We start from the raw sequence: 23095 nt of genomic DNA, 5'->3' as shown, positions 1-23095 counted from the left end.
CTTCGCTGCGGGCCGGGTTACTTTCTTCTGCGACCTGACGCCGGCTGCGCCGAAGTCTGCGAAGGCGCCGCGCCGCCGTCCACGCCAAGCCGGCCGCCGCCGCCCAGGCCCTGGCCGCGCACCGTCTGCGCCTTGTAGCTGCGCAGCGAGCGCACCATCTGGTTGAAGGCGTCCATGAAGGCGGCGGCGATCAGCTTGCCCTGCGGCGTGCGGGTGTAGCCGCCGATGTTGCCGCCGCCGCGCAGGCCGCTCAACTCGCCGAGACCCGCGAAGTCGGTCTTGGAGGCGCTGCCTTCCGACGCCGCGACCTGCACGCCCGAGCGGTTGTCGATGAGCGTCAGCAGGGCCGCGGCTTCCTTGGTCTGGAGGCTGGCGCCAAGGCTCGCGATGGCGCGGCCGCGGCCGCCGCCGACCAGCCCGCCAATGGTGCCGCCGAGCCCGCCCGCATCGTTGTTGCTGAACACGATCTCGGGCGAAAGGCCGTAGTCGGAAGCCACCATCTGGCCGCGGCCGAAGTTGCTGCCGCCGCGCATTTCGCCCGACTGCATGAGCGCGCGCTCGCGCGTCATGGCGTTCATGCCCGAGGCGCCGCGCTCGATCACCACGAAGCAGTTCGACTGCTGCACCAGCAGGCGCAGCAGGTTGGCCGTGGGCGGCAGCTTGTATTCGCCGGTGAGCACGGTGTACCAGCCTGCATCGACGTTCTCGATCAGCGAGACGGTGCCCAGCGGCGAATCGCAGCGCTCGAGGGCGCTGCTCTCACCGGACGTGGCCGAGCCCGCGGCGCTGCCCGTGGCGACCGTCTTGGCGGACTGGCTGCCCATTTGCATGTCGAGGCTGGGCATGTTCTGGCAGCCGGTGAGCGCCAGAGCCATGAGCGCCGCCACTGCCGTGGCCATGGCCGAGTTTGAAAGAGCGGACTGCTGGCGTGGCTTGCCCGTGGACTTCTTCATGCGATCCTCCCCCGTTGGTTGCGAAAGGGCCGAGATCAGCCCCCGCGCAAATCTAGAGGGAAAGCAGGATTGCCCACAGTGTCTAAAGTCACTTCTTGGCGCCGATGCCAACGCCGGTTGCCCGGATCGCAGCAGCCCGCAGGATCTCACTTGATGTCGAACACGCTGATCTTGGTGGGCTGCAGCACCTGGCGGATCGTGGGTGCATTCGGGTACTGGCCCACGACCTCCGTGCGCAGTTCAAACCCACGGTACGGGCCTTCCGCGGCGACCCAGCTGATCTTGTCGAAGGTCTGCGTCGTGGGCGAGGAGGTGATGGGAGTGTCCACCTGATGGGTGGTGAACTTGCAGACCGCGAAGGTTCCCACAGCGCTCTGGAGAGTCTCGCGGCCCACGTAGGTGTAGGCCGTCGTCGTCGTGCCTTCTTCGACACGGTCGGCGTATTCGTTCCGGGTCGTGTACGTGAAATCGAAGGTCTGTCCGGGCTCCATGGCGACCGGTTGCCGACGCGGCGGGCTCATCGTCTGGCGGACGTTGCTCCCGGTCATGCCGTAGCTCACCAGGAAGCCGCCCACAAAGGCGTTGTAGCCCATGTTGGTTGCTGCGTAGCTGCCGTCGTCCCCATAGAAATCTACCTTCGTTTCCATGGTCGCCGCACCATTGAACTCCTTGGGTCCCGTGACAGTGCTCACGGTGCGCCGAGGCGGCGTGGCGCCATCCCCGCTGAGGGTGAGTTCGAAATCCATGGTCGTTCCCGTGCGGAGGAACCCTTCGTTGAAGCAGGGCGCGGAACTGGTGGGGGAGGGCGCGGGCGAGGGCGCGGGTGCAGGCGGAGGGGGCGGCGGAGGAGGTGGAGGTGGTGGTGCATCAGGCGTCGGAGCAGGTGTGACGGGGAGGGCTGGAAATCCGCCCCCACCTCCGCCGCCCCCGCCACATGCCACCACTACCGTCGCGACGGCAACGGCTACCGTACCGATCGCCCATGGATTCTTCTTCATACGATTTTCCCTGTTGAGTGTCGAAGGGCCGGGATCCGGCCCTGTGTCAATCTAGGGGAAGCGAAGACGACACTACAGTGTCTAAAGTCACTTCCTGCGCCAATGCCAACGCCGGTTGTCCGGATCGCAGCAGCCCGCAAGAACTCACTTGATATCGAAAACGCTGATCTTGGTGGGCTGCACCACTTGGCGGGTCGTGGGTGCATTCGGGTACTGGCCCACAGCCTCCGTGCGCAGCGCAAATCCCCGGTACGGGCCCTCCGCGGCGACCCAGATGACCAGGTCGAAGGTCTGTGTCATGGGCGCGGGGGTGACGACAGTGTTCACCCCATGCGAGGTGAACTTGCAGGCCGCGAAGGTTCCCACAGCACTCTGGAGGGTCTCGCGACCCACGTAGGTGTAGGACGTCGTTGTCGTGGCTTCTTCGACGCGGTCGGCGTATTCGTTCTTGGTCGTGTACGTGAAGTCGAAGGTTTGTCCGGGCTCCATGGCGATCGGTTGCTTCTTCGGCGGCACGCTTATCTGACGGACGTTGCTGCTGGTCATGCCGTAGAACAGCATGAAGCCATCCTGAATGGCGTTGTAGTCCATGGTGGTTGTTGCGAAGCTGCCGTCGTCCCCATAGAAATCTGACTTCGTTTCGATGGTCGCCGCGCCATTGAACTCCTTGGGTCCCGTGACGGTCCTCACGGTGCGCCGAGGCGGCGTAGCGCCATCCCCGCTGACGGTGTGTTCGAGATCCATGGTCGTTCCCGTCCGGAAGAACCCCTCGTTGAAGCAGGCTGCCGAACTGGTGGCTGATGCCACCGCGACGGTGATGGTGATCGTCGCGGCCGAGGACGTGAGCCCGGTGGTATCGGACACGGTGTAGCTGACCACCGTGGGGCTGCCGGTGAAGCCGCTCGCGGGAGTGAAGACCACCGCCCCGTCGCTGCCAACCTGCCAGCTTCCCTCGTTGGGCACCTGCAGGCTGCGTCCGTCGCCGGACAAGGTGGCGCCGGCCGGTGGCTGCACGAAGCGCACCGAATTGCGGTCGAGGTTGCCGTCGGCATCCTGGTCGTTGTCGAGCACGCCGACGGTAACGCTGGCACCCGCCTGGCCGCTCGCGCTGTCATTGGTCGCCACTGGCGCGGTACCGGTGGGGCTGCCGCCTGTGCCGCCCGTGGGGTTGCCTGTGCCAGCGACGGGGGTACCTGCGCCGGCAGGGAGCCCGCCTGCTGCAAAGCCGGCGCCATTGGAGCCGCCCCCTCCGCATGCCACCACCACCGTTGCGACGGCAACGGCCACCGTACCGATCGCCCATGGATCCTTCTTCATACGATTCTCCCTGTTGAATTGTCAAAGGGCCGGGATCCGGCCCCGTGTCAATCTAGGGGAAGCGAAGACGACGCCACAGTGTCTAAAGTCACTTGTTGCGCTGATGCAGGCTTCGCTGGCCCGCAGGCGCGAGCTCGGCCATGGCCTGCAGGAGCGTTGCGGCGCTCACGGGCTTGAACAGCACCGGCACACCCGAGGCGCGTACGCGCTGCAGCCGCTCGGGTGCCGTCTCGCCGGTGATCAGGAGCAGCGTTGCATCGAGCTGAAAGCGCTTGCGCAGGCGCAGGCCGACATCGAGTCCGTCCACACCTTCGGCCAGCCGGTAGTCGCACAGCAGCAGTGCGAACGGCCTGGCTTGCGCATCAGGATGCGTCAACGATTCGACCGCGGCGGCTTCGTCGGCGACGGCCACCACGTCGAGGGAATAGGCTTGCAGCAGTGCCGTCATGGCTTCCCGGATCTCGGACTCGTCGTCGATCATCAGGATGCGCCCGCGCAGGTCCGGAATCGTGAAGCGATGCCGTACCGGCGACTCGAGATCCTGAAGCAGAAGATCCGCGGGCGCATCCAGTGAGGCCTTCGCAGTCGGAACCACCAGGCGAAAGCACGTACCGCGGCCCGGACGCGAGCGCACTTGCACCGGATGCGCGAGAAGATGCGACAGGCGCTGCACGATCGACAACCCGATGCCCAGGCCCCGCGAGCGGTCGCGCCCCGGATTTCCGATCTGGTAGAACTCCTCGAAGATGCGCTCCAACTGCGCGGGCGCAATGCCGATGCCGGTGTCGCGCACTTCGATCCACACAAGATCGCCGCGTGCCAGTGCCGTCACGGTCACGCCGCCTTGCTGCGTGTACTTCAATGCGTTGTCGACCAGGTTCGAGAGCATGCGATACAGCAGTTGCGGGTCGCTGTGCACCCACAGCCCGCTGGCGCGAATGCGCAGCTGCAGGTTCTTCTGGTCGGCCTGTGCCGAGAAGGTGTGGTTGAGCGGGCGAAACAGCGCGTCGAGTTCCAGGGCGCATGGCTCGGGCACGACCACCCCCGCGTCGAGGCGCGAGATATCGAGCATGGTGTTCAGCGAGGCGCCCAGGGTGTCGACCGCGCGCATCAGGCGCTCGGCATTCTTCATCTCGGGCCGACCGACCAGGGCATTCTCCAGGGCGGCGCCGAACAATGCGATGGCGTGCATCGGCTGGCGCAGATCGTGGCTGGCGGTGGCCAGGAAGCGGGTCTTTTCGGCGCTGGCGCGCTCGGTGGCTGCGATCTGCTCGCTCAGGCGAGCGGCCAGGGCCTCGTTCTCGAAGCGCAGGATCAGCGATTCGGTCAGCCGCCGGTTCTCCTGCAGCCCGGCGCGGAACGTGAGCACCAGGTTGACGGTTCCGAAGGCCGCGAGGAACCAGTTCAGGGCACTGCCATGCCAGACCAGGGCGGCAATGAGACCCGTCATCATGGGAACGCCGTATCCGAACATGGCCGGCTTCAGAGGCCATCGTGCCTGCACCGCGCGTGTCCAACTGCCGATGATGACGACCGTGAACACGGTGGTCATGACCAGATCCGTCGTCGACACAAGGAACAAGGGCGCCGGAGCTGTTGCGACGCTGACCATGGTGACCAGGCGAGCGTACTTGCGCGCCCAATAGGGGCTGTCGGACATCGGTATGCCAGGGGTCCAGCGCGGTGCGAGCAACGCGTACAGGTCCACTGCGGCAAGAACGAGCAACCAGCACAGCAGCCATGGATAGTCGAGACGCGAGTAGCTGAAGATGGCCAGCGCGATGGCAAAGCCGAAATGGGCCAGGATCGCGGTGCTGTGACCGGCGTAGACCGACGCCACATGCTCGCGCAATATGCGCAGGTTCAGCGTGGCGTCGACAGCCAAATGCTTCGACACGATGTCGCTCATCGAATTGCCTCCTGCAGGGTTGGGTCCCTGCATCTGTATTTGCTGCGCGCAGGCGGGGCTCAGCGCAAGCTGCTGATCAACTGGGCACGAGAGCGTACGCCGAACAGCAACAGGATGGTCGACACGTAGTTCTTGACGGTGCCTTCGCCAAGGGACGCTGCCTCCGCAATCTCCTTGTTGGTCTTTCCCTCCAGTACCCACTGAAGCACCTGCAACTGCCGCGGTGCAAGCGCCTGCCAGGCGCGGTCATGGGAGGGTTTGGCCGGCCGAACCGGTGTGGTTGATGGACGAGGCGAGCCGTCGATGGCGTCGCTTCCGAGCAGTCCGCAGGCCCGGATGAAGCTCACCACTTCCTTGAGGTTGGCCGATTTCGGCAGGAAGGCGCTGGCGCCCAGACTCAGCGCGTTCTGGGCGACCATGCTCTGGGCGAGCGAGGTGGTGCCGGAACCGGAGAGCGCAACAATGCGCGCGGCAGGATAGCGAGCGCGAAATTCCACCAGGCCGCTGAGGCCCTGGGTGTCGGGCAAGGCCAGGTCCAGCAGCACCAGGTCGACGGCATCCCGGACTTTGTCATACAGGGCCAGGGCCTCGGCGAGGCTGCCGGCCTCGAAGACTTCGACCGTCTCGCCCGACGGGGAGGACTGTGCTTCCAGCAGCGCACGCACACCCAGGCGCACCAGGTCGTGGTCGTCCACCACCAGGATGGCACGCGGTCGCCGTACATCGGCAGGAGCGCCGTGTTTGGGGGGCCGGTTCGATTCGTGGGTAGTCACGCCACTGAATCTAGCGGTTCCGGGCGGGAAGGTAAGTGAAGAAAGTCACTTTGCTTTTCGCAGACCTGTGCGGCGCCTGAAAACCTGTCGCGTCGCATATGGATTCCTGGATGTTGTTGTATAGCATCTACTTGTTTCCGGGTATTTCCGTGTTGCATGGTGCTGACTAAGCTCGCCGCTTGATTCATGCGCAGTGGAAATGAACGATCTCCCCAACATCATGTTTGCCGCCTTCCCGGCCTTTGCGCTGCTGATGGTGGCTGAGGTCGTGTACTCCCTCAGGGTGCGCGGCGGGCTCTACGACAGCCGCGACACCGCTGCCAACGTGCTGCTGGCGATGGGCAATCTGGCAATCGCCCTGGTCAGCGCGGGCGTCATGCTGGTGTTCCTGAGCTGGCTCTATGCGCACCGCTTCTTCACGATACCGTCCGCGGCGTGGTGGGCCTGGGTGCTGTGCTTTCTGGCGGACGACTTCAGCTACTACTGGTTCCACCGCTTCAGCCACGAGGTGCGCTGGTTCTGGGCTTCGCATTCGGTGCATCACTCCTCCGAGAAATACAACTTCTCGGTGGCTTTGCGCCAGACCTGGACCGGCACGGTCAGCGGCTCGTTCCTGTTCTGGGCCTGGATGCCGTTGCTGGGCTTTCATCCCAAGATGATCCTGTTCATGCAGTCGGCGAGCCTGATCTATCAGTTCTGGATCCACACGCAGGCGATCCAGAAGATGCCCGCCGGCTTCGAGGCCGTGTTCAACACGCCGTCGCACCACCGGGTGCATCACGGCAGCGACTTCGAATACCTCGACAAGAACTACGCCGGCACCTTGATGATCTGGGACCGCCTGTTCGGCTCGTTTGCGCTGGAAACCTTCACGCCGCGGTTCGGCCTGACGAAGAACATCGAGACCTTCAACCCGGTGCGGATAGCCTTCCATGAATGGGCCGGCATTGCCAGCGACCTGCGCAAGGCCCGCAGCCTGTCCGACGTTGCCGGCTATCTCTTGCAGCCGCCGGGCTGGAGCCCCGACGGCAGTTCCCAGACCACGCGCCAGGCGCGCAAGGCCGCGAAGTGACGGGCTGCCAACACGCAGATCGCAGTGCCGCAGGCGGTCGTCCGGGCATGGCGAAGCCGAGGGCGCGGGCGCTCGCACTGGCCGTGTGGACGGGCGCGGCCTGGTGGGGGCTTTGCCAACCGGCATCCGGGCAGACGGGCGCGATCTTCTGGGATCGGCGGGGTGCGGACGGCGGTTGCTGCAAGGACAGCAACGGCCATGACGGCGGCGCTGCGACGGACAATTTCATCCTCACGCAGTCGGGCCTCGATGTCAGGGCCACCGGTGCGGCCATCACGGTCGACGTGAGCGGCGGCAATGGCGGCAACGGCAAGGAGTTCGACAGCAGCCAGAACCACTGGGGCGGCAATGGCGGCTACAGCCGCCTCATCGCCTACACGATCGAAAACAGCACCATCGTGAGCACCGCCGGTGCGGGCATCGTCGCCCTTTCGAAGGGGGGCGATGGCGGCAAATGGGCGGATGGAGCCAGATATGGAAATGGCGCGGACGGCCATACCGTCTCCCTGAATCTCTCGGGCTCGCGCATCTCTGGCATCGGCTATGGCGTTTTGGCGCAGTCCATCGGCGGCAACGGGCAAGAGAGTGCGGTTCCGACGATCAGCGGCAGGCGGGATGCCGGTGTGGGCGGCCAAAGCTATGAGGCCCGGGTCACGCTGACGGACCGTGCCGCGATTTCGGTGCGAGCCTCGGGCACCGGCGGCTACCCGAACGAACTGGGCGCCGGTATCGCCGCTCAATCGCTCGGCGGCCAGGGCGGAACCGGCTTGCACACCGGTGATTTCGGCGGCCACAGCAATGCGGGCAGAGGCGGGGCCGCGGGCAATGTTTTCGTCACGGCGGCCGACGGAACAACCATTACCGCCAGCGGCGACAGAACGGCGGGCATCCTGGCGCGAGCGATCGGCGGCGACGCGCACAATTCTCCCCTCGCCGACGACGGCCATGGTCCGGTCGACGTGGCGGCCGCGAATGGCGGCGCGGCCGGCCGTGTCACCGTCACCAGCGGCGCACGGATCTCGACCAGCGGGGCGGTGTCGCCGGGCATCCTGGCGGCCAGCATCGGTGGCAACGGTTCGAACGGCGGCGACGGCTCCTGGGGCGACGGCCATCCGGGCGGTGCCGGTGGCACACCGGACGGGGTCACTGTCGACAACTCGGGCGCCATCTCGACGACCGGTGCCGCCTCGAACGGCATCACCGCGACGGTCATCGGCGGCAGCGGTGGCGTCGGCGGCGCCGACGGCGCCTCGGGGCATGGCGGCAACGGCGGTTCCGGCGCAGGCACCGGGGCGCTCGCCGTGCAGGTCACCCACAGCGGATCGATCGCGACATCGGGACTGAATTCAACGGGCATCTTTGCCCACGCAGTCGGCGGCGGCGGCGGGGCGGCCGCCACCAGCGGCGGCATCTTCTACGTCGGGGGCGGCCACGGCGGCAATGCCGGCAAGGGCGGTGTCCTGAGCGTCGACAGCAGCGGCAGCATCACGACCGGTGCCGACCATAGCGCGGCGGTACTGCTGCAAAGCATCGGCGGGGGCGGTGGCTCCGGCGGCGAGGCCGACAGCACGGGCGTGGTCGGCGCCATGGCGGTCGGCGGCCGCGGCGGCGCGGGCGGCGACGGCGGCAACATCACGCTGGCGGCATCCGGCCCGATCGCGACCAGCGGCGCCGCCTCGTCCGGCCTGGTGTTGCAGAGCATCGGCGGCGGCGGGGGCCAGGGCGGCCTGGCCCACGCGGTGTCCGCCGGCGTGCTGTTCGACGTTGCAGTGAGCGTGGGCGGCAATGGCGGCAACGGCGGCTCGGCAGGGAGCCTGGGCATCACGCTGCGCCAGGACGCCAGCGTCGGCACAGCGGGCTCGCTCAGCAACGCGGTGACGGCGCAGGCGATCGGCGGCGGTGGCGGCAACGGCGCCTTCGCCGATTCGACGCAAGCCACGATTGCGCCGGTGCTGGGCGATCTGCCGAGCGGCACGGTCAGCATCCAGCACACCGTCGGCGGCGCAGGCGGAACGGGCGGCAACGGCGGCGCGATCACGCTGGACACCAGCGGCCAGCTGACGACGACGGGCGCCAGGGCCTACGGCATTCTGGCGCAGAGCATCGCCGGCGGTGGCGGCAACGGCGGCACCGCGGCGGCGCCGCTGCGCCCGACGACGATCGGGGCCTCCGATTTTTCGCTCAGCTTCGGCCTGACGGTCGGAGGCCGCGGCGCAGGAGCCGGTGCCGGGGCCACGGTCCACATCACGAACCAGGCCGCGGGCCGGATCACCACCAGCGGCGACCAGGCGATCGGCGTTCTCGCGCAGAGCATCGGCGGGGGCGGCGGCAGCGGCGGCGCGGTGCGGCAGGAGACTGCGCGATCCTTCTCTCCGGCACTGGGGTCGCCGAGCGCATTCCTCGAGGCCGTGACGCAGGTGGCGCAATGGCTCGAGAAGGGCCCCAGCGGATTCACGCTGGGCTCCTTCACGGTGGCCGTGGATGCCCGGGTCGGCGGCAGCGGCGGTGCCGGTGGCAACGGCGGCGACGTGAGGATCGACAACCACGGCCTCGTCAGCACCGCCGGCGGCAGCGCACCGGCACTGGTTGCGCAGAGCATTGCCGGTGGCGGCGGCCAGGGCGGCGCGATCAACTCTGCAGGCGTCTCGAGCTTGCTGGCGAGCATCGACAGCATGCTGGCGGCGGCTGCCGGCGGCGTGAGCGGGGCCTTTTCGCTGTCGCCCGACATCGGGGTGAACGTCGCGGTCGGCGGCAGTGGTGGCGGCGGCGGCGATGGCGGGCAGGTAAGCCTCACCAACACCGGCAAGGTTGCCACCAGCGGCTTCGCTTCGCCGGGCATGCTGGCACAGAGCATCGCCGGCGGCGGCGGCACCGGCACGGTCGCGGACCAGAGCCTGGACGCCGTCGTCCGGCAGCAGGGCGGGGCGGACGCGCCGCAGATCCTCGACAAGATCACGACCATCCTCGACCTGTTGGCAAGCCACGGCCTGTCCCTGGGCAAGAACCTCTCCGTCAGCGTGGGCCGCGGCGATAGCGCCAGCGGCAACGGCGGCGGCGTCACGGTCGATGCCTCCGCCGCCACCAGCCGCATCTCGACGCAGGGCAACAGCTCACCCGGCATCCTGGCGCAAAGCATCGGCGGGGGCGGCGGCACGGCCGACGTCTCGACCTACTTCGTCGGCGCGGGCGGTTTTTCCGGCGGCCCGCCATCGATCGGACTGGGCGCGACAAAGACCTTCCCCATTGTCTTTTCCGAACCCGCGACGATGGGCGGTGGAACGGTCAGCGTCACGACCGGCGGCACCATCGACACGCAAGGCAGCAACTCGATCGGCGTCCTTGCGCAAAGCATCAGCGGCGGCGGCGGGGTGGCCTCGGTCAGCATCGAGAGCAGCGACGCGACGCGCCTGGCAGCCGGCCATCAGGCGCAATCGCCCGGCATTGTGCTCGGCGGGAACCTGAGCAGGTCGAGCTTGTTCGGATCGAAACCCGATGTCCACGCCGGCGACGTCACGGTGGCTGTGAACGGCGCCCTCACGACCTCGGGCACGTTGTCGCACGGGATCATGGCGCAGAGCGTGGGCGGCGGTGGCGGCATCGCGAGCCTTGCACTCGGCCGGCAGGCGCAGGCCCTGATCGACACGCCGAGCGTGAGCCTCGGCGCCACCAGCGGGCAGTTAGGCACGCCCGCCAATGGCGGCAAGGTCACCGTCACGGTGGCTGCCGGCGGCGCGGTCACGACCAGTGGCAGCCTGGCTTTCGGCGTGCTGGCGCAAAGCGTGGGCAATGGCGGCGGCTACGCGGTGCTGACCAGTGCCGACCAGGCCTATGGCGGAGCGACGGCGCTGACCTTCGGCGGCAGCGGCATGTCCTCCGGCGCCGGCGGCGCGGCAACGGTCACGCTCGATGGCACGCTTCGAACCTCCGGGCAGGATGCGCACGGCATCGTGGCGCAAAGCGTGGGCGGCGGCGGCGGTATCGCCGGTCTGGCGACGCGGCCCGGCACGGTCGTCCTGCATGGTGCCCAGTCGGGCGGCACCTCCCAGGTCTTTCCGCTCGACACGAGCAATGGGGGCGCCGTCGATGTCCTGGCCAATGGCGTGCTGAAGACAACGGGCGACGGCGCGATCGGCGTCCTGGCGCAGAGCGTTGGCGGTGGCGGCGGCATCGCAGGCGATGCCGCTGCGGTCGACTACTCGTTTGGCATGGTGCAGCGTTTCGGCGCCGCTGCCAGCGTGGGCGCCGGCGGCCAGGTGACGGTGAATGCAGGCTGTGCGTCGGGCGCTTCCTGCGTTCATCGGCCGAGCGCCGTGGTGGCCACCACGGGCGCGAATGCGCCTGCCATCCTTGCCATGAGCCTGGGCGGCGGCGCTGTGTTCAAGGATGGCGGCGTTTTCCTGGGCACCCCGGTGCGCTCGAATACCTCGGCACCCGTCAATGCCGGCGGGCCCGTGGCGGTCAACCTTCACGCCGGCGCGGCGGTGTCGGCAATGGGCGTCAACTCGCCGGCCATCGCGGCGATCAGCATGGGCAGCACGGCCGCAGGTGATGCGCTGCAGGGAAGTGCCGTCGCCATCTCGATCGACAAGGGCGCGAGCGTGGCCGCGAATGCCGATTCAGGCATCGGCATCCTGGCCATCACGACGGATGTCGCCACCATCCGCAACGCCGGCATCGTCTCTGCCAGAACGGCGATCGCGTCCGACCGGCAAACCGGTGGTCGACAACGATGGATCGATCGCCGGCAATATCGATATCGGACGAGGATCGGGCCTTGCCAGTACCTTCAACAATCATGCGGGCGCCACCTTCCAGAGCGGCGACAAGCTCTACATCGCCTGGGGCGTCCTGAACAATGCCGGCACCATCAGCCCCGGCGGTCCCGGCGCTTTCACGACCACCCGGCTGACCTACGGCAAGTTCAACCAGACCTCGACGGGCACCTACGCCGCCGATCTCGACTTCGCCAACAGGAGGAGCGACGTTCTTTCGACCCGCGAGGCCTCCTACTTCGGCGGCACCGTCACGCCGCTCACCCACAACCCGGTGCGCGGCACCTGGCTGACGATCATCCATTCGGACCCGGTGTTCCCTTACTACTCGGTCGCGCTGGCCGTGGCCGACCGATCGCCCGTCTTCTCCTACCCCTTGCGGATCAGCGAAGACAGGCACGATGTGCTGGTCTCGGTCGATGCCAATTTCATGCCACCGGGCATCGCGCTGAACGGTGATCAGGCCGCCGTGGCCGGGCACCTGCAAACCCTGTGGAACACGGGCAGTGTCAAGGCGGCGCCGCTGTTCGGCACGTTCACCGGCATTGCCGATGCGCCCTCGTACCTGCGCGCCCTCGGCACCGTCGCCTCCGACGTCTCCCTGGCGCGCGCGAGCGGCCGCAGCCAGGAGAACTATGCGTTCCTCAACCGGCTGATGAGCTGCCCGTATTTCAGCGAGAGCGCCAGCACCCGGCTGGCCGAAGGCGAATGCTCCTGGGGGCGGGTGCTCGGCGCGAACACCGACCGCGCGACCACAAGCGAGGACGTCGGCTATCGCAGCCGCCAGGTCACCTACCAGGTCGGAACGCAGAAGCGAATCGCGTCCGATTGGTTCCTGGGCGGCTCGCTGAACTATGCGCACACCAACACCACGTCGAGCGACCAGACCGTGACGGCCGCCAGCGACAGCCTGCAAGGCGGCATCACGTTGAAACGGCAGGTGGGCAGCTGGCAATTCGCCGGCGCGCTGTTCGGCGGCGCCGAGCACTCGACCCTGAAGCGCCGCATCGTCCTGTCCGGATACTCCGGCACCGCCACGGGCAAGCCGGATGCCTGGTTCCTGGGAGGCCGTGTCCGCGCCTCCAACCAGATCACCTTCGGCGACTGGTACCTCAAGCCCTTTGCCGACCTCGACGTCGTCTACGACCACAGCGCGGCCTACCGCGAAGCCGGCGCCGGCCTCCTCGATCTGGCCTACCGCTCGACCGGGCGCACCTCGGCGATGGCCACGCTGAGCGCCGAGGTCGGCGGACGCATCGATCTGGCAGGAGACATCTTGCGTCCCTATCTGGCACTGGGCGTCAGCTCCGTGATGAACGGCGATGCCAAGGCGCGCGTCGGTCTGGCGGAGTTTCCGATGGAGCCGTTCCAGATCACGACCTCCCTGCCGAAGGTCTATGGCGACACGACCTTCGGCCTCGAGCTTCTGACGCGGGCCGGCTGGGAACTGCGCGCCGAATACCGCCGGCGCGGCGCCAGGGGCTACGTCGATCAGAGCGCGACGCTCCGGCTCGCCAGGCATTTCTGACAACGCGATGGTGCAACGACATCTGGAGATTCGATGACTGCAAGAGATACGGTCCGCAAGGGGTGGATGACGGCCGTCCTGGGTGTCGGCCTGGCACTGGGCGGTTGCGCCGGCGGCAGCGATGGCCCGGTGGTGTTCGTGCCGGCGGCCGCCAGCTCCGTGCCGGTTGCGGCCGCGTCGCCCTCGGAGACCTATGCGACAGCCATACCGCCGGCACAGATCGATGCCGCCGTGGCGAAGCTCGACCAGTTCGCGGCCGACATCATGCGCCGCTCGAACATTCCGGGCATGGCCGTGGCCGTGGTGAAGGACGGCCGGACGGTGTACGCCAGGGGCTTCGGAGTGCGAACGGTCGGCTCGCCCGAGCCGGTCGATGCAGACACCGTGTTCCAGCTCGCGTCGCTGTCGAAGTCCGTCGGCGCGACCGTGGTGGCGGGGCTCGTGGGCAGAGACGTGGTGTCCTGGAACACGCCCGTCGCTGCGTACTTGCCCGGCTTCAGGCTGTCGGACGACTGGATCACGCAGCAAGTGACGGTGGGCGATTTCTTCGCTCATCGCTCGGGGCTCTCGGCGCACGTCGGCGACCAGCTCGAAGACCTGGGCTACGGACGCCGGGACATGCTGGATCGCCTGCGCTACGTGCCGCTCGATGGCTTCAGAACCCGGTACGCCTATACCAACTTCGGCCTGACGGCCGGGGCCGAAGCGGCGGCCACGGCGGCCGGGCTCGATTGGGCGACGCTGTCCGAGCGCACGCTCTACCAGCCGCTGGGCATGGTGTCGACGAGTTCCCGCTTCGCCGATTTCATGCAGCGCGGCAACCGCGCGTCACCCCATGTGAAGACCGAGGCAGGCTACCAGGCACAGTACCAGCGGGACCCCGATGCGCAGTCGCCGGCCGGTGGCGTGAGCGCCAGCGCCAATGACATGGCGCGCTGGATGTCGATGGTCCTGCAGCACGGAAGCTTCCAGGGGCGCCCGGTGGTCAAGGCCGAGGCCCTGCTGCCCGCGATCAGCGCACAGATCGTTTCGTCGCCATCCCACAACCCGAACGAGCGCGCGGGCTTCTACGGTTACGGTTTCAATGTCGGGACCTCGCCGTCGGGGCGGGTCAAGCTCTCGCATTCGGGGGCCTTCCTGCTGGGGGCGGGCACGGCCTTCTCGATGATTCCGTCGGCGGGCGTCGGCATCGTCACGCTCACCAATGCGGCGCCGGTGGGCGCCGCCGAGGCCATGAATGCCGCCTTCGACGACCTGGTCGAGTTCGGTGCGCTCACGCGGGATTGGTACGAGGCCTACGCGCCCCTGATGCAGGGCCTGTATGCGCCCGAGGGCACGCTGGCCGGCCAGCAGCCGCCGGCGCAACCCGTGGCGCCGCTGGGCAGCAACGCCTACACCGGCATCTATGCCAACAACTACTACGGCAATGCGGTGGTGGAAACCGCCGGCAACGGCCTGATCCTGAAGATGGGGCCGGGCGGCGGCAAGACCTTTGCGCTGCGCCACTGGAGCGGCAACACCTTCGTCATCGACCTGTCGGGGGAGAGTGCCACGCCGGGGTCCATTTCGAGGATCGATTTCAGGCCCGGCGTCTCGGGCCTGTCCGACAGCGTGCAGATGGAGTTCTACGCCGAGGACACGACGCGCGGCGTTTTCACGAGGACGCCGGTCCAGATTCGATGAACCGGTGCGGCACCGGCGGCTCGAACGCGCGGATCGGCGGCAGCGCGCCGTCGTAGCGTTCGATCTGCACCGTGCTGAGCTGGCCCGCGCAGCCTTGCGCGAGTGAGGAGGTGCCGATGTCGCGCGTGAGCACATTGGGGTTGCCATGCGCGCACATCGGGCGGCCCTGGTCGTCCACTGCCGGGTCGTACCAGGCGCCGGTGGGCAGTTGCACCACGTCCTCGCGCATGCCGGCACTCAGGTGCGCGCTGGCCAGGCAGGCGCCGACCTCGTTGAAGAGCCGCACGATGTCGCCCTCCCGGATGCCGCGCGCCGCGGCGGCCGTCGGGTGCAGCGTGCAGACCTCGCGGCCGCGGCGCTTGCTGGCCTGGCTGTGCGCGCCGAAATCGAGCTGGCTGTGCAGCTTGGTGTGCGGCTGGTTGGCGACCAGCCACAGCGGATGCTCGGCGGTCGGCGCGAACTTCGGCGCGAGCCAGGCCGGATGGCCCGGGCAGTCGGCGTAGCCGAAGGCGGCAATGGCGGGCGAGCTGATCTGCACCTTGCCGCTGGGCGTGGGCAGCGGTGCGCCGGCGGGATTGTTGCGGAAGGCGCGCAGCATGCCACCGTCGTCGCCCTTCTGCGGCAGCATGAGTTCGCCGCGCTGCCAGAAGGTCTCGAAGTCCGGCGCGTCGAGGCCCAGTTCCTCGAGTCCGCTGCGCGTGCGTTCGAACAGGTGCGCCAGCCATTCGCGCGTCGTGCGGCCTTCGCTGAAGGCCTCGAGCGCGCCGAGGCGCCGGGCCAGTTCGCAGAAGATGTCGTAGTCGTCGCGCGCCAGGCCGTGCGGCTCGGCGATGCGGTGCATCGCCACCACCATCGGGTCGGTGGGCGTCGCGCCGATGTCCTCGCGCTCCAGCGTCATGGTGCTGGGCAGCACGATGTCGGCATGGCGCGCGGTCGCGGTCCAGGCGATCTCGTGCACGACGAAGGTATCGAGGGTGCGGAAAGCCTCGGCCAGGCGCGCCAGGTCCTGGTGGTGGTGAAACGGGTTGCCGCCCGCCCAGTAGGCCAGGCGGATGTGCGGATAGGTCCGGCGCTGGCCGTTGTAGTCGAAGGGCTGGCCCGGGTGGAGCAGCATGTCGCTGATGCGCGCGACCGGAATGAACTCCTTCACACTATTGCTGCCCTGGGGCAGCGCGGCCGCCGGCACGGCGTTGTTGCGCTTGCCGTAGTGCGCCAGCGTGCCCAGTGCGTAGTTGTAGCCGCCGCCGGGCAGGCCCAGCTGGCCCAGCGCCGCGGCCAGCACCGCGCCCATCCAGACCGGCTGTTCGCCATGTTCGGCGCGCTGCAGCGAGTGCGACACGACCACCAGCGTGCGCTTGCCGACGAGCGAGCGCGCGAGCTCGACGAGCTGCTGCGCCGGCAGGTCGCAGATCGGTGCGGCCCAGGCGCAGCTCTTGGGCACGCCGTCGCTGCGGCCCATCAGGTAGCCCTCGAACGCGGCCCAGCCGTCGCAGCAGCGGGCGATGAACTCGCGGTCGTGCGCAGCGTCGCTGACGATCTGGTGCACCAGCGCCAGCATCAGCGCGGTGTCGGTGTTGGGCCTGGCGGCGAGCCATTCGAACTGCGCCTCGTCGGGCAGGTCGCTCTTGAGCGGGCTGATGCAGACGAAGCGGCAGCCGCGCGCCGCCGCTTCGCGCATCGCACTGCGCTCGACATGGCGGCTGATGCCGCCCGAGGCCACGCGCGAATTCTTCAGCGCCATGCCGCCGAAGGCCAGCACGACATCGGTGTGTTCGACGATCTGCTCCCAGGTCACGTTGCGGCGCGCCACCTCTTCCATCGAGCCGAGGATGTGCGGCAGCATCGGGCCCGAGGCACCGGCGCTGTAGCTGTTGACCGAGCGCACGTAACCGCCGAGCGTGGTGTTGAGGAAGCGGTGCACCTGGCTCTGCGCATGGTGGAAACGCCCCGCGCTCGACCAGCCGTAGGAGCCGCCGAAGACCGCACCGGCGCCGTGCCGTTCCTTCACGCGCCGCAGTTCCGCGGCCAGCAGGTCGAGCACCTCGTTCCAGGGCATTGCCACGTACGCGTCCTGGCCGCGCATCGGATCGGGTCCCGGGCCGCGCTCCAGCCAGCCCTTGCGCACCATGGGCGTGGTCACGCGTGCCCGGTGGCGCAGCGCATCGGGAAAATTGTCGATCAGCGGGTTCGGATCCGGATCGCCCGGGTGCGGCTTCACCGCGAGCGCGTGGCCGTCCCATGCGGCGGAGAACACGCCCCAGTGGGCGCTGTGCGGATGGAAGGTGGGCATGCGCGGGTCTGCGAGGCTTCTGGTCAGGCGGCCGGGCCGGTGGCGATCGGCGCACCGGGCTGCGCGCTCCACTCGCTCCACGATCCGGGGTACAGCGCCGCGCCCTTCAGGTCCGCGACTTCCATGGCCAGCAGGTTGTGGCAGGCCGTGACGCCCGAGCCGCACTGGTTGACCAGCTCCGCGGCGGGCCGGCCGCCGGTGATGGCGTTGAACTCGGCGCGCAGCTGGTGGGCGGGCTTGAAGCGGCCTTCGGCGTCCAGGTTGTCCTTGAACAGGCGGTTCCTTGCGCCGGGGATGTGGCCGCCGACCGGATCCATCGTTTCGTTCTCGCCGCGGAAGCGGTCGGGGGCGCGGGCGTCGAGCACGAGCTTGTGCCGACTCTCGATGTTGGCTCTCACCTGGTCGTAGGAAAGCGTCGTGACCAGCGGTTCGCGCAGCGCGAAGCTGCCGCGCGGCCGCGCGGGTGGGGCTTCGGCCGACACCGCGTGGCCCGCGGCTTTCCAGGCCGCGATGCCGCCGTCCAGCACGGCCACCGCGCGGTGCCCGGCCCAGCGCAGCATCCACCACAGGCGCGCCGCATACATGCCGCCGGCGTTGTCGTATGCCACCACCTGGGTGTCGCTGCTCACGCCGATCGCGGCCATGGTGCGGGCGAAGGCTTCGCGGCCGGGCAGCGGATGGCGGCCATTGCGGCCGGTCTTCTCGGCCGAGAGCGCATGTTCCAGGTGCAGATAGAACGCGCCGGGGACGTGGCCCGCGTCGTAGGCCTGCTGGCCGGCATCGAGATTCGTCAGCTCGAAGCTGCAGTCCAGCACCAGTGGCGGATGCGGGCTGCGCAGTGCGTCGGCCAGCTGGGCGGCGGAAATGAGGGTGTCATAGGTCAGGAGGTTCACTGGGCGATTTCCTTCATCAGCGCAGGCGTGATGGCCGCCTTGTAGCGGGCGATGTCGTCGACGATGAAGCTGCGGAAGCGCTCCATCGACAGGTTGTGCTCGGTGGCGGCGTCCTTGCGGATGGCATCGCGCACTTCCGGCGTCGCCAGTGCGCGGCTGAGGTGCTCGGACAGCAGCTTCACCACCGCCGGCGGCGTGCCGGCGGGCGCCACCAGGCCGTACCACTGCGTCACCGGCACGTTCACCCCGAGCTCCTTGAAGGTCGGCACCTCGGGGATCGCCGGGTTGCGCTTCTCACCGGTGATCGCGAGCAGCCGCAGCTGGCCCTGGCGCACCTGGCCGACCAGGGGCGATGCGGTGGCGAAGAAGCTGTCGACCTGGCCGCCCATCATGTCGGTGATGGCCGGGCCCGACCCCTTGTAGGGCACGTGCAGCATCTCCACGCCGGCCTTCTGCTTGACCATTTCCATGCCGATGTGCGCAGCGCCGCCGGTGCCGGTGGAGGCGAAGCTCAGCTTCTGCGTCTTCGCGGCATCGAGCAGCTCACGCGCCGTCTTGAAGCGCGAACCCTGGCTGACGAACAGGCCGTGCGGCGCCTCCAGGATCAGGCCGATCGCCGTGAAGTCCTCGGGCACCTTGTACGCAAGGCTCTGCGGCTTCATGGCGGGCGAGACCGCCAGGTTGCCGCTCATGGCCAGCAGGATCGTGTAGCCGTCGGGCTTGGCCTTGGCCACGATGTCGGCGGCGATGTTGCCGCCGGCGCCGGCGCGGTTGTCGACGACCACGGTCTGACCGAGCGTCCTGCCCATGGCGTTGGCGATCAACCGGCCGTACAGGTCGCCGCCGCCGCCGGGCGGAAAACCCACCACGAGCTTGACGGGCTGTTCGGGGTAGGCGGCCTGGGCGGCGGGTGCGGCCAGCGCCAGCAGGCCGGCGCCGGCCACTGCGAGGGCGGCAAGGGCACGCAGACGGCGGCGAATCGGGGCGATGGTGTGCTGCATGTCATGTCTCCTGTATTTGTTCGTGCAGCGGGAGGTGCACTCCCGCAGGGGCGCAATTCAGCCGAGCCAGCCCGCCTGCGCGGCCACGACACGGTCCACCGAGGCACCGCACTGGCCCAGGTAGGCCGCGGGGTCCGTCATGTCGCGGATCTCGTCGTCGGCGAGCAGCTTGCCCAGGCCCGCGTGCTGGCGCATCGCATCGGCGAAGCTCAGCTTTTGCGTGATGCCGAGCATCGAGGCCTCGTAGATCCATTCGTGCGCAGTCTGCTTGCCGACGCGCTCCGACAGTTCCAGCATCACGCGTTCGGACAGCAGGTAGCCGCGCATCCGGTCGAGGTTGGCGGCCATGACGTCGGCATTCACCTTGAGGCCCGCCAGCAGGTTCCTGGCCTGGAACAGCATGGCGCCGGCGATCAGGCAGCACTCGGGCAGGGCCTTCCATTCCATCTTCCAGGCGATGCCGTCGCGCTCGCCCTCCTGCACCATGCCCTCGACCATCATCGCGGCGTTGTAGCGCAGCGGGCGCGAGAGGCCCGCGAGGTTCTCGGCCGAGGTCGGGTTGCGCTTGTGCGGCATGGTGGACGAGCCCAGCTTGCCGTCGGAGAAACCTTCCTCGACTTCGCCGAACTCGTTGCGCTGCATGTTGAAGAGCTCGTTGCCGATCTTCGACAGCGTGCTGCCCAGCATGGCGAGCAGGCCCGTGTATTCGGTGAAGCGGTCGCGCGCCGGTGCCCAGCTGATCGTGGGCACGCCCAGGCCGAGCTTCTTCAGCATCAACGCCTCGAGCTCGATCGCCTTCGGGCCCAGGGAGGCCTGGCTGCCCACGGCGCCGGCCAGCATGCCCACGAGCACGCGCGGTGCGGCCTGCACCAGGCGCTCGTGGTGGCGGCCGAGCTCGTCGAGCCACACAGCGCACTTGTGGCCGAAGGTGATCGGCAGCGCCTGCACGCCGTGCGTGCGGCCCGCCATGGGCGTGTCGCGGTGGGCCGCGGCCAGGCGGGCAAGTTCCCGGCCCACGGCCTGCAGGTCGCGCATCGCCACCGCATGGAATTCCTTGAGCTGCAATGCGACGCCGGTGTCCACCACGTCCTGCGTGGTGGCGCCGTAGTGCACCCACTCGCCGTTTTCCTTGCCGCAGGCTGCCTGCAGCTGTTTGAGCGCCGGCACCAGCGAATGCTTGATGCGGCGGATCTCGGCCGACATCGCGGCGATGTCGATGTTCTCGACCCTGGCCTTGCTCGCGATCTCCTTCGCGGCGGCGGCCGGGATGATGCCCAGCTCGGCCTGCGCGGACGCCAGCGCGGCTTCGAAGTCGAGCCACTTCTGGATGCGGTTCTCCTCGCCGAAGATGGTGCGCAGTTCATCGGTGCCCCAGAGGTGCTGGAGCGATTGCATGTCGAAGACGGAAACGGGCATGGAGGTCCTGGTGAGTTAGCGGGAGGTGAAGGAGTCCAGGAGCGCGCGCGGCAGCATGCGGCCCGGATTGAAGGTGTTGGCCGGGTCCAGCGCGCGCTTGATCTGCGCCATGGCGGCCAGCGCGACCGGGTTCTTGTAGTGCATGAAGGCCGCCTGCTTCTGCCGCCCGATGCCGTGCTCCGCGGAGATGGAGCCGCCCAGCCGCGCAGCGGTGGCATGCACGACGTCGTGCACCGCCTCCTCGTGCGAACGGAAATCGGCATCGGCCATGCCGGCGGGCTTGCCCTGGTTGTAGTGCAGGTTGCCGTCGCCCACATGGCCGAAGCAGACGATGCGGATGCCGGGCATCAGCTGCTGCAGCGCCGCGCCGGCCTGGTCGATGAAGTCGGGAATGCGAGAGATGGCGACGGCGATGTCGTGCTTGATCGACGGGCCTTCCAGCCGCTGGGCCTCGGGAATGTGCTCGCGCAGCGCCCAGAAGGCATGGGCCTGGCTGTCGGAGGCGGCGAGCGCCGCATCCAGCACCAGGCCGTCTTCCATCGCCGTGCCCAGCACCTCCTCCACCGCGGGCTGCAGGTCCAGGCTCGCGGAGACCTCGGACACGTCGAGCAGCACCGACCAGGGCGCCACGCCGCCGAGCGGTGCGCGCATGCCGGGCGTGCCGTGGCGCAGCACCAGTTCCAGCGGCTCTTGGCCGATCAGCTCGAATGCGGTCACGCGCTCGCCCACAGCATCGCTCAGGCGCGACAGCAGCGCCACCGCGGCCTGCGGATCGCGCACCGCGGCCCAGGCCGTGACCACCTGGCGCGGCCGGGCAAAGAGCTTGAAGGTGGCGGCGGTCACGATGCCCAGCGTGCCTTCGCCGCCGATGAAGAGCTGCTTCAGGTCGTAGCCGGTGTTGTCCTTGCGCAGCGCGCCCAGCAGGTCGAGCACGCGGCCGTCGGCCAGCACCACTTCCAGGCCCAGCACCAACTCGCGCGTGTTGCCGTAGCGCAGGACCTGCTCGCCGCCCGCGTTGGTCGAGACCACGCCGCCCACCGTGGCGCTGCCTTCGGAGGCCAGCGAGAGCGGGAACAGGCGGCCCGCGGCCTCGGCCGCGGCCTGCGCCTCGTGCACGGTGCAGCCGGCCTCGAGCGTGAGCGTGTTGTCCAGCGGATCCGCGCGGCGCACGGCGCGCATGCGATCGAGGCTCAGCACGATCTCGGTCCCCGAATCGTCGGGCGTGGAGCCGCCGACGAGGCCGGTGTTGCCGCCCTGCGGCACGATGGGCACACCCGCCGCCGCACAGGCCGCGACCACGCGCGACACCTCGCTGGTGCTGGCCGGGCGCACCACGGCACGCGCGGCGCCAGGGTAGGTGTGGCGCCACTCGGCCTCGTAGCGGGCCATGTCGGCGGCGGCCGTCAGCACATGGGCGGCGCCCACGATGCCGGACAGCGTTTCGGCGAGCGTGTCGGTGGCTGGGGCGGCGCGAATGTCGATGGTTACGGTCATGCAGAGGCGGATGAGCTGCCCGGCAAGCGGGCACCAGGCAGGGATAGTTTTCTACTGATTTGCAGTATTTCATTGATTGAAATACAGTTCAATAAACAAAATTCTAGGCGGGCATGAACCGCACTGTCAACCGGGCCGGACCCGACGCGGCAATCGCACACAATCTGCACCCATGAGATCTACCCCAGCTTCGAAGAAGACATCGGATGCGGCTCCGGCCCGCAAGACGACACGGCGCGCATCGGACGCTGTCTCGCCCGTGAAGGCGATGGCGTCCGAGATGGAGGCCAGTGCGCCGCAGCCGCCCTCCGGCGTGCTCGAGCGCGGCCTGTCGATCCTCGAATGCTTCACCGAGGACCGCCTGCGCCTGAAGCTGCGCGAACTGGCCGAATGCACGGGCCTGGACAAGGCCACGCTGCTGCGGCTGCTCGGCGTGCTGGTGCGCGCCCGCATGGTCCACCGCTTCGACGACGGCGCCTACGCGCCTGGCCCGGCGCTGCTGCACATGGGCATGCTCTACCGGCGCACCTTCGACATCGGCTCGCGGCTGCAGCCGGTCCTGCAGGACGTGATGCGGCAGACCAGCGAGACGGTGGCCTTCTACGTGCGCGACGGCGACGAGCGCGTCTGCCTCTACCGCGAGAACAGCAGCAACGAGGTGCGCCACCATGTGGAAGTGGGCGCGCGGCTCAAGCTCTCGGCCGGCGGCTCGTCGTCGCACGTGCTGCGCTATTTCACGGGCGGCAGCACGCCGCATGCGCAGGCCATTGCGCGCGACGGCTTCGCCATCACCCGCGAGGAGCGGGTGCCGCAGATCGCGTCGGTGGCCGTGCCGGTGTTCGACAGCGATGGCGCCTTCCAGGGCGCGCTGGTGGTGATCGGCCTCGCGCAGCGGCAGAGCGCCACGGCCCAGCGCAAGGCCGTGCAGGTGGCGCAGAAGGCGCTGCTGCAGCAGGGCTTCAGCAGCCGTCCGCCGCGCGACTGGCGCCGGTAACA

Annotated in this window: 15 protein-coding genes; 5 read left to right on the top strand and 10 right to left on the bottom strand. The window is 68.6% G+C overall.

What is annotated here, in order from left to right:
- Nucleotides 1–17 precede the first annotated feature (17 nt).
- From QFZ47_RS01535 to QFZ47_RS01515, 5 genes are all read right to left on the bottom strand, one after another.
- Nucleotides 18–953, bottom strand: a complete 936-nt coding sequence (locus QFZ47_RS01535) for a CsgG/HfaB family protein (protein ID WP_370880552.1) — start codon at nt 951–953, stop codon at nt 18–20.
- Between the two features lie 146 nt (nt 954–1099).
- Nucleotides 1100–1600 carry a hypothetical protein gene (locus QFZ47_RS01530; RefSeq protein WP_307653940.1) on the bottom strand — a complete coding sequence of 167 codons (501 nt, stop codon included), beginning with the start codon at nt 1598–1600 and terminating at the stop codon, nt 1100–1102.
- Between the two features lie 495 nt (nt 1601–2095).
- The gene (locus QFZ47_RS01525) at nt 2096–3268 is read right to left on the bottom strand and encodes a cadherin-like domain-containing protein (RefSeq protein WP_307653939.1); all 1173 of its coding nucleotides are present in this window, start codon (nt 3266–3268) and stop codon (nt 2096–2098) included.
- An 88-nt stretch (nt 3269–3356) separates the two neighbouring features.
- A complete protein-coding gene (locus QFZ47_RS01520; protein ID WP_307653938.1) occupies nt 3357–5177 on the bottom strand; it encodes an ATP-binding protein in 1821 nt (606 codons plus the stop codon).
- 59 nt (nt 5178–5236) lie between these two features.
- The gene (locus QFZ47_RS01515) at nt 5237–5950 is read right to left on the bottom strand and encodes a response regulator transcription factor (protein WP_307653937.1); all 714 of its coding nucleotides are present in this window, start codon (nt 5948–5950) and stop codon (nt 5237–5239) included.
- Nucleotides 5951–6149: 199 nt separating this feature from the next.
- Between QFZ47_RS01515 and QFZ47_RS01510 the strand changes: the two genes are divergently transcribed.
- Genes QFZ47_RS01510 through QFZ47_RS01495 form a run of 4 tightly spaced genes read left to right on the top strand, consistent with a single transcriptional unit; the run spans nt 6150 to nt 15005 of the window.
- Nucleotides 6150–7022, top strand: coding sequence for a sterol desaturase family protein (locus QFZ47_RS01510; RefSeq protein ID WP_307653936.1), 873 nt, complete (start codon nt 6150–6152; stop codon nt 7020–7022).
- 47 nt (nt 7023–7069) lie between these two features.
- Nucleotides 7070–12253, top strand: a complete 5184-nt coding sequence (locus QFZ47_RS01505; protein WP_307653935.1) for a beta strand repeat-containing protein — start codon at nt 7070–7072, stop codon at nt 12251–12253.
- On the top strand, nt 12171–13322 hold the full coding sequence (locus tag QFZ47_RS01500; RefSeq protein WP_307653934.1) for an autotransporter outer membrane beta-barrel domain-containing protein: 1152 nt from the start codon (nt 12171–12173) through the stop codon (nt 13320–13322). Before QFZ47_RS01505 ends, QFZ47_RS01500 begins: the two co-directional genes overlap by 83 nt.
- A 33-nt stretch (nt 13323–13355) precedes the next feature.
- On the top strand, nt 13356–15005 hold the full coding sequence (locus QFZ47_RS01495) for a serine hydrolase (RefSeq protein ID WP_307653933.1): 1650 nt from the start codon (nt 13356–13358) through the stop codon (nt 15003–15005).
- On the opposite strand, the gene QFZ47_RS01490 is transcribed toward QFZ47_RS01495, so the two are convergent.
- The 5 genes from QFZ47_RS01490 to QFZ47_RS01470 are packed head-to-tail and all read right to left on the bottom strand — an operon-like array spanning nt 14977 to nt 22099.
- A complete protein-coding gene (locus QFZ47_RS01490; protein WP_307653932.1) occupies nt 14977–17295 on the bottom strand; it encodes a molybdopterin-dependent oxidoreductase in 2319 nt (772 codons plus the stop codon). The two genes, QFZ47_RS01495 and QFZ47_RS01490, sit on opposite strands and share 29 nt — an antisense overlap.
- A gap of 23 nt (nt 17296–17318) precedes the next feature.
- Nucleotides 17319–18188, bottom strand: a complete 870-nt coding sequence (locus QFZ47_RS01485) for a sulfurtransferase (protein WP_307653931.1) — start codon at nt 18186–18188, stop codon at nt 17319–17321.
- Nucleotides 18185–19189 carry a tripartite tricarboxylate transporter substrate binding protein gene (locus QFZ47_RS01480; RefSeq protein ID WP_307653930.1) on the bottom strand — a complete coding sequence of 335 codons (1005 nt, stop codon included), beginning with the start codon at nt 19187–19189 and terminating at the stop codon, nt 18185–18187. Before QFZ47_RS01480 ends, QFZ47_RS01485 begins: the two co-directional genes overlap by 4 nt.
- Nucleotides 19190–19246: 57 nt before the next feature.
- The gene (gene purB, locus QFZ47_RS01475; protein WP_307653929.1) at nt 19247–20605 is read right to left on the bottom strand and encodes an adenylosuccinate lyase; all 1359 of its coding nucleotides are present in this window, start codon (nt 20603–20605) and stop codon (nt 19247–19249) included.
- Between the two features lie 15 nt (nt 20606–20620).
- The gene (locus QFZ47_RS01470) at nt 20621–22099 is read right to left on the bottom strand and encodes an FAD-binding oxidoreductase (protein WP_307653928.1); all 1479 of its coding nucleotides are present in this window, start codon (nt 22097–22099) and stop codon (nt 20621–20623) included.
- Nucleotides 22100–22271: 172 nt separating this feature from the next.
- Here QFZ47_RS01470 and QFZ47_RS01465 point away from each other — a divergent pair, with 172 nt between their 5' ends.
- On the top strand, nt 22272–23093 hold the full coding sequence (locus QFZ47_RS01465) for an IclR family transcriptional regulator (protein ID WP_307653927.1): 822 nt from the start codon (nt 22272–22274) through the stop codon (nt 23091–23093).
- Nucleotides 23094–23095 lie beyond the last annotated feature (2 nt).

The organism is Variovorax paradoxus, assembly GCF_030815975.1.
GTDB classification, from domain to species: domain Bacteria; phylum Pseudomonadota; class Gammaproteobacteria; order Burkholderiales; family Burkholderiaceae_C; genus Variovorax; species Variovorax paradoxus_N.
This window is presented reverse-complemented; position numbering and strand designations above follow the sequence as displayed.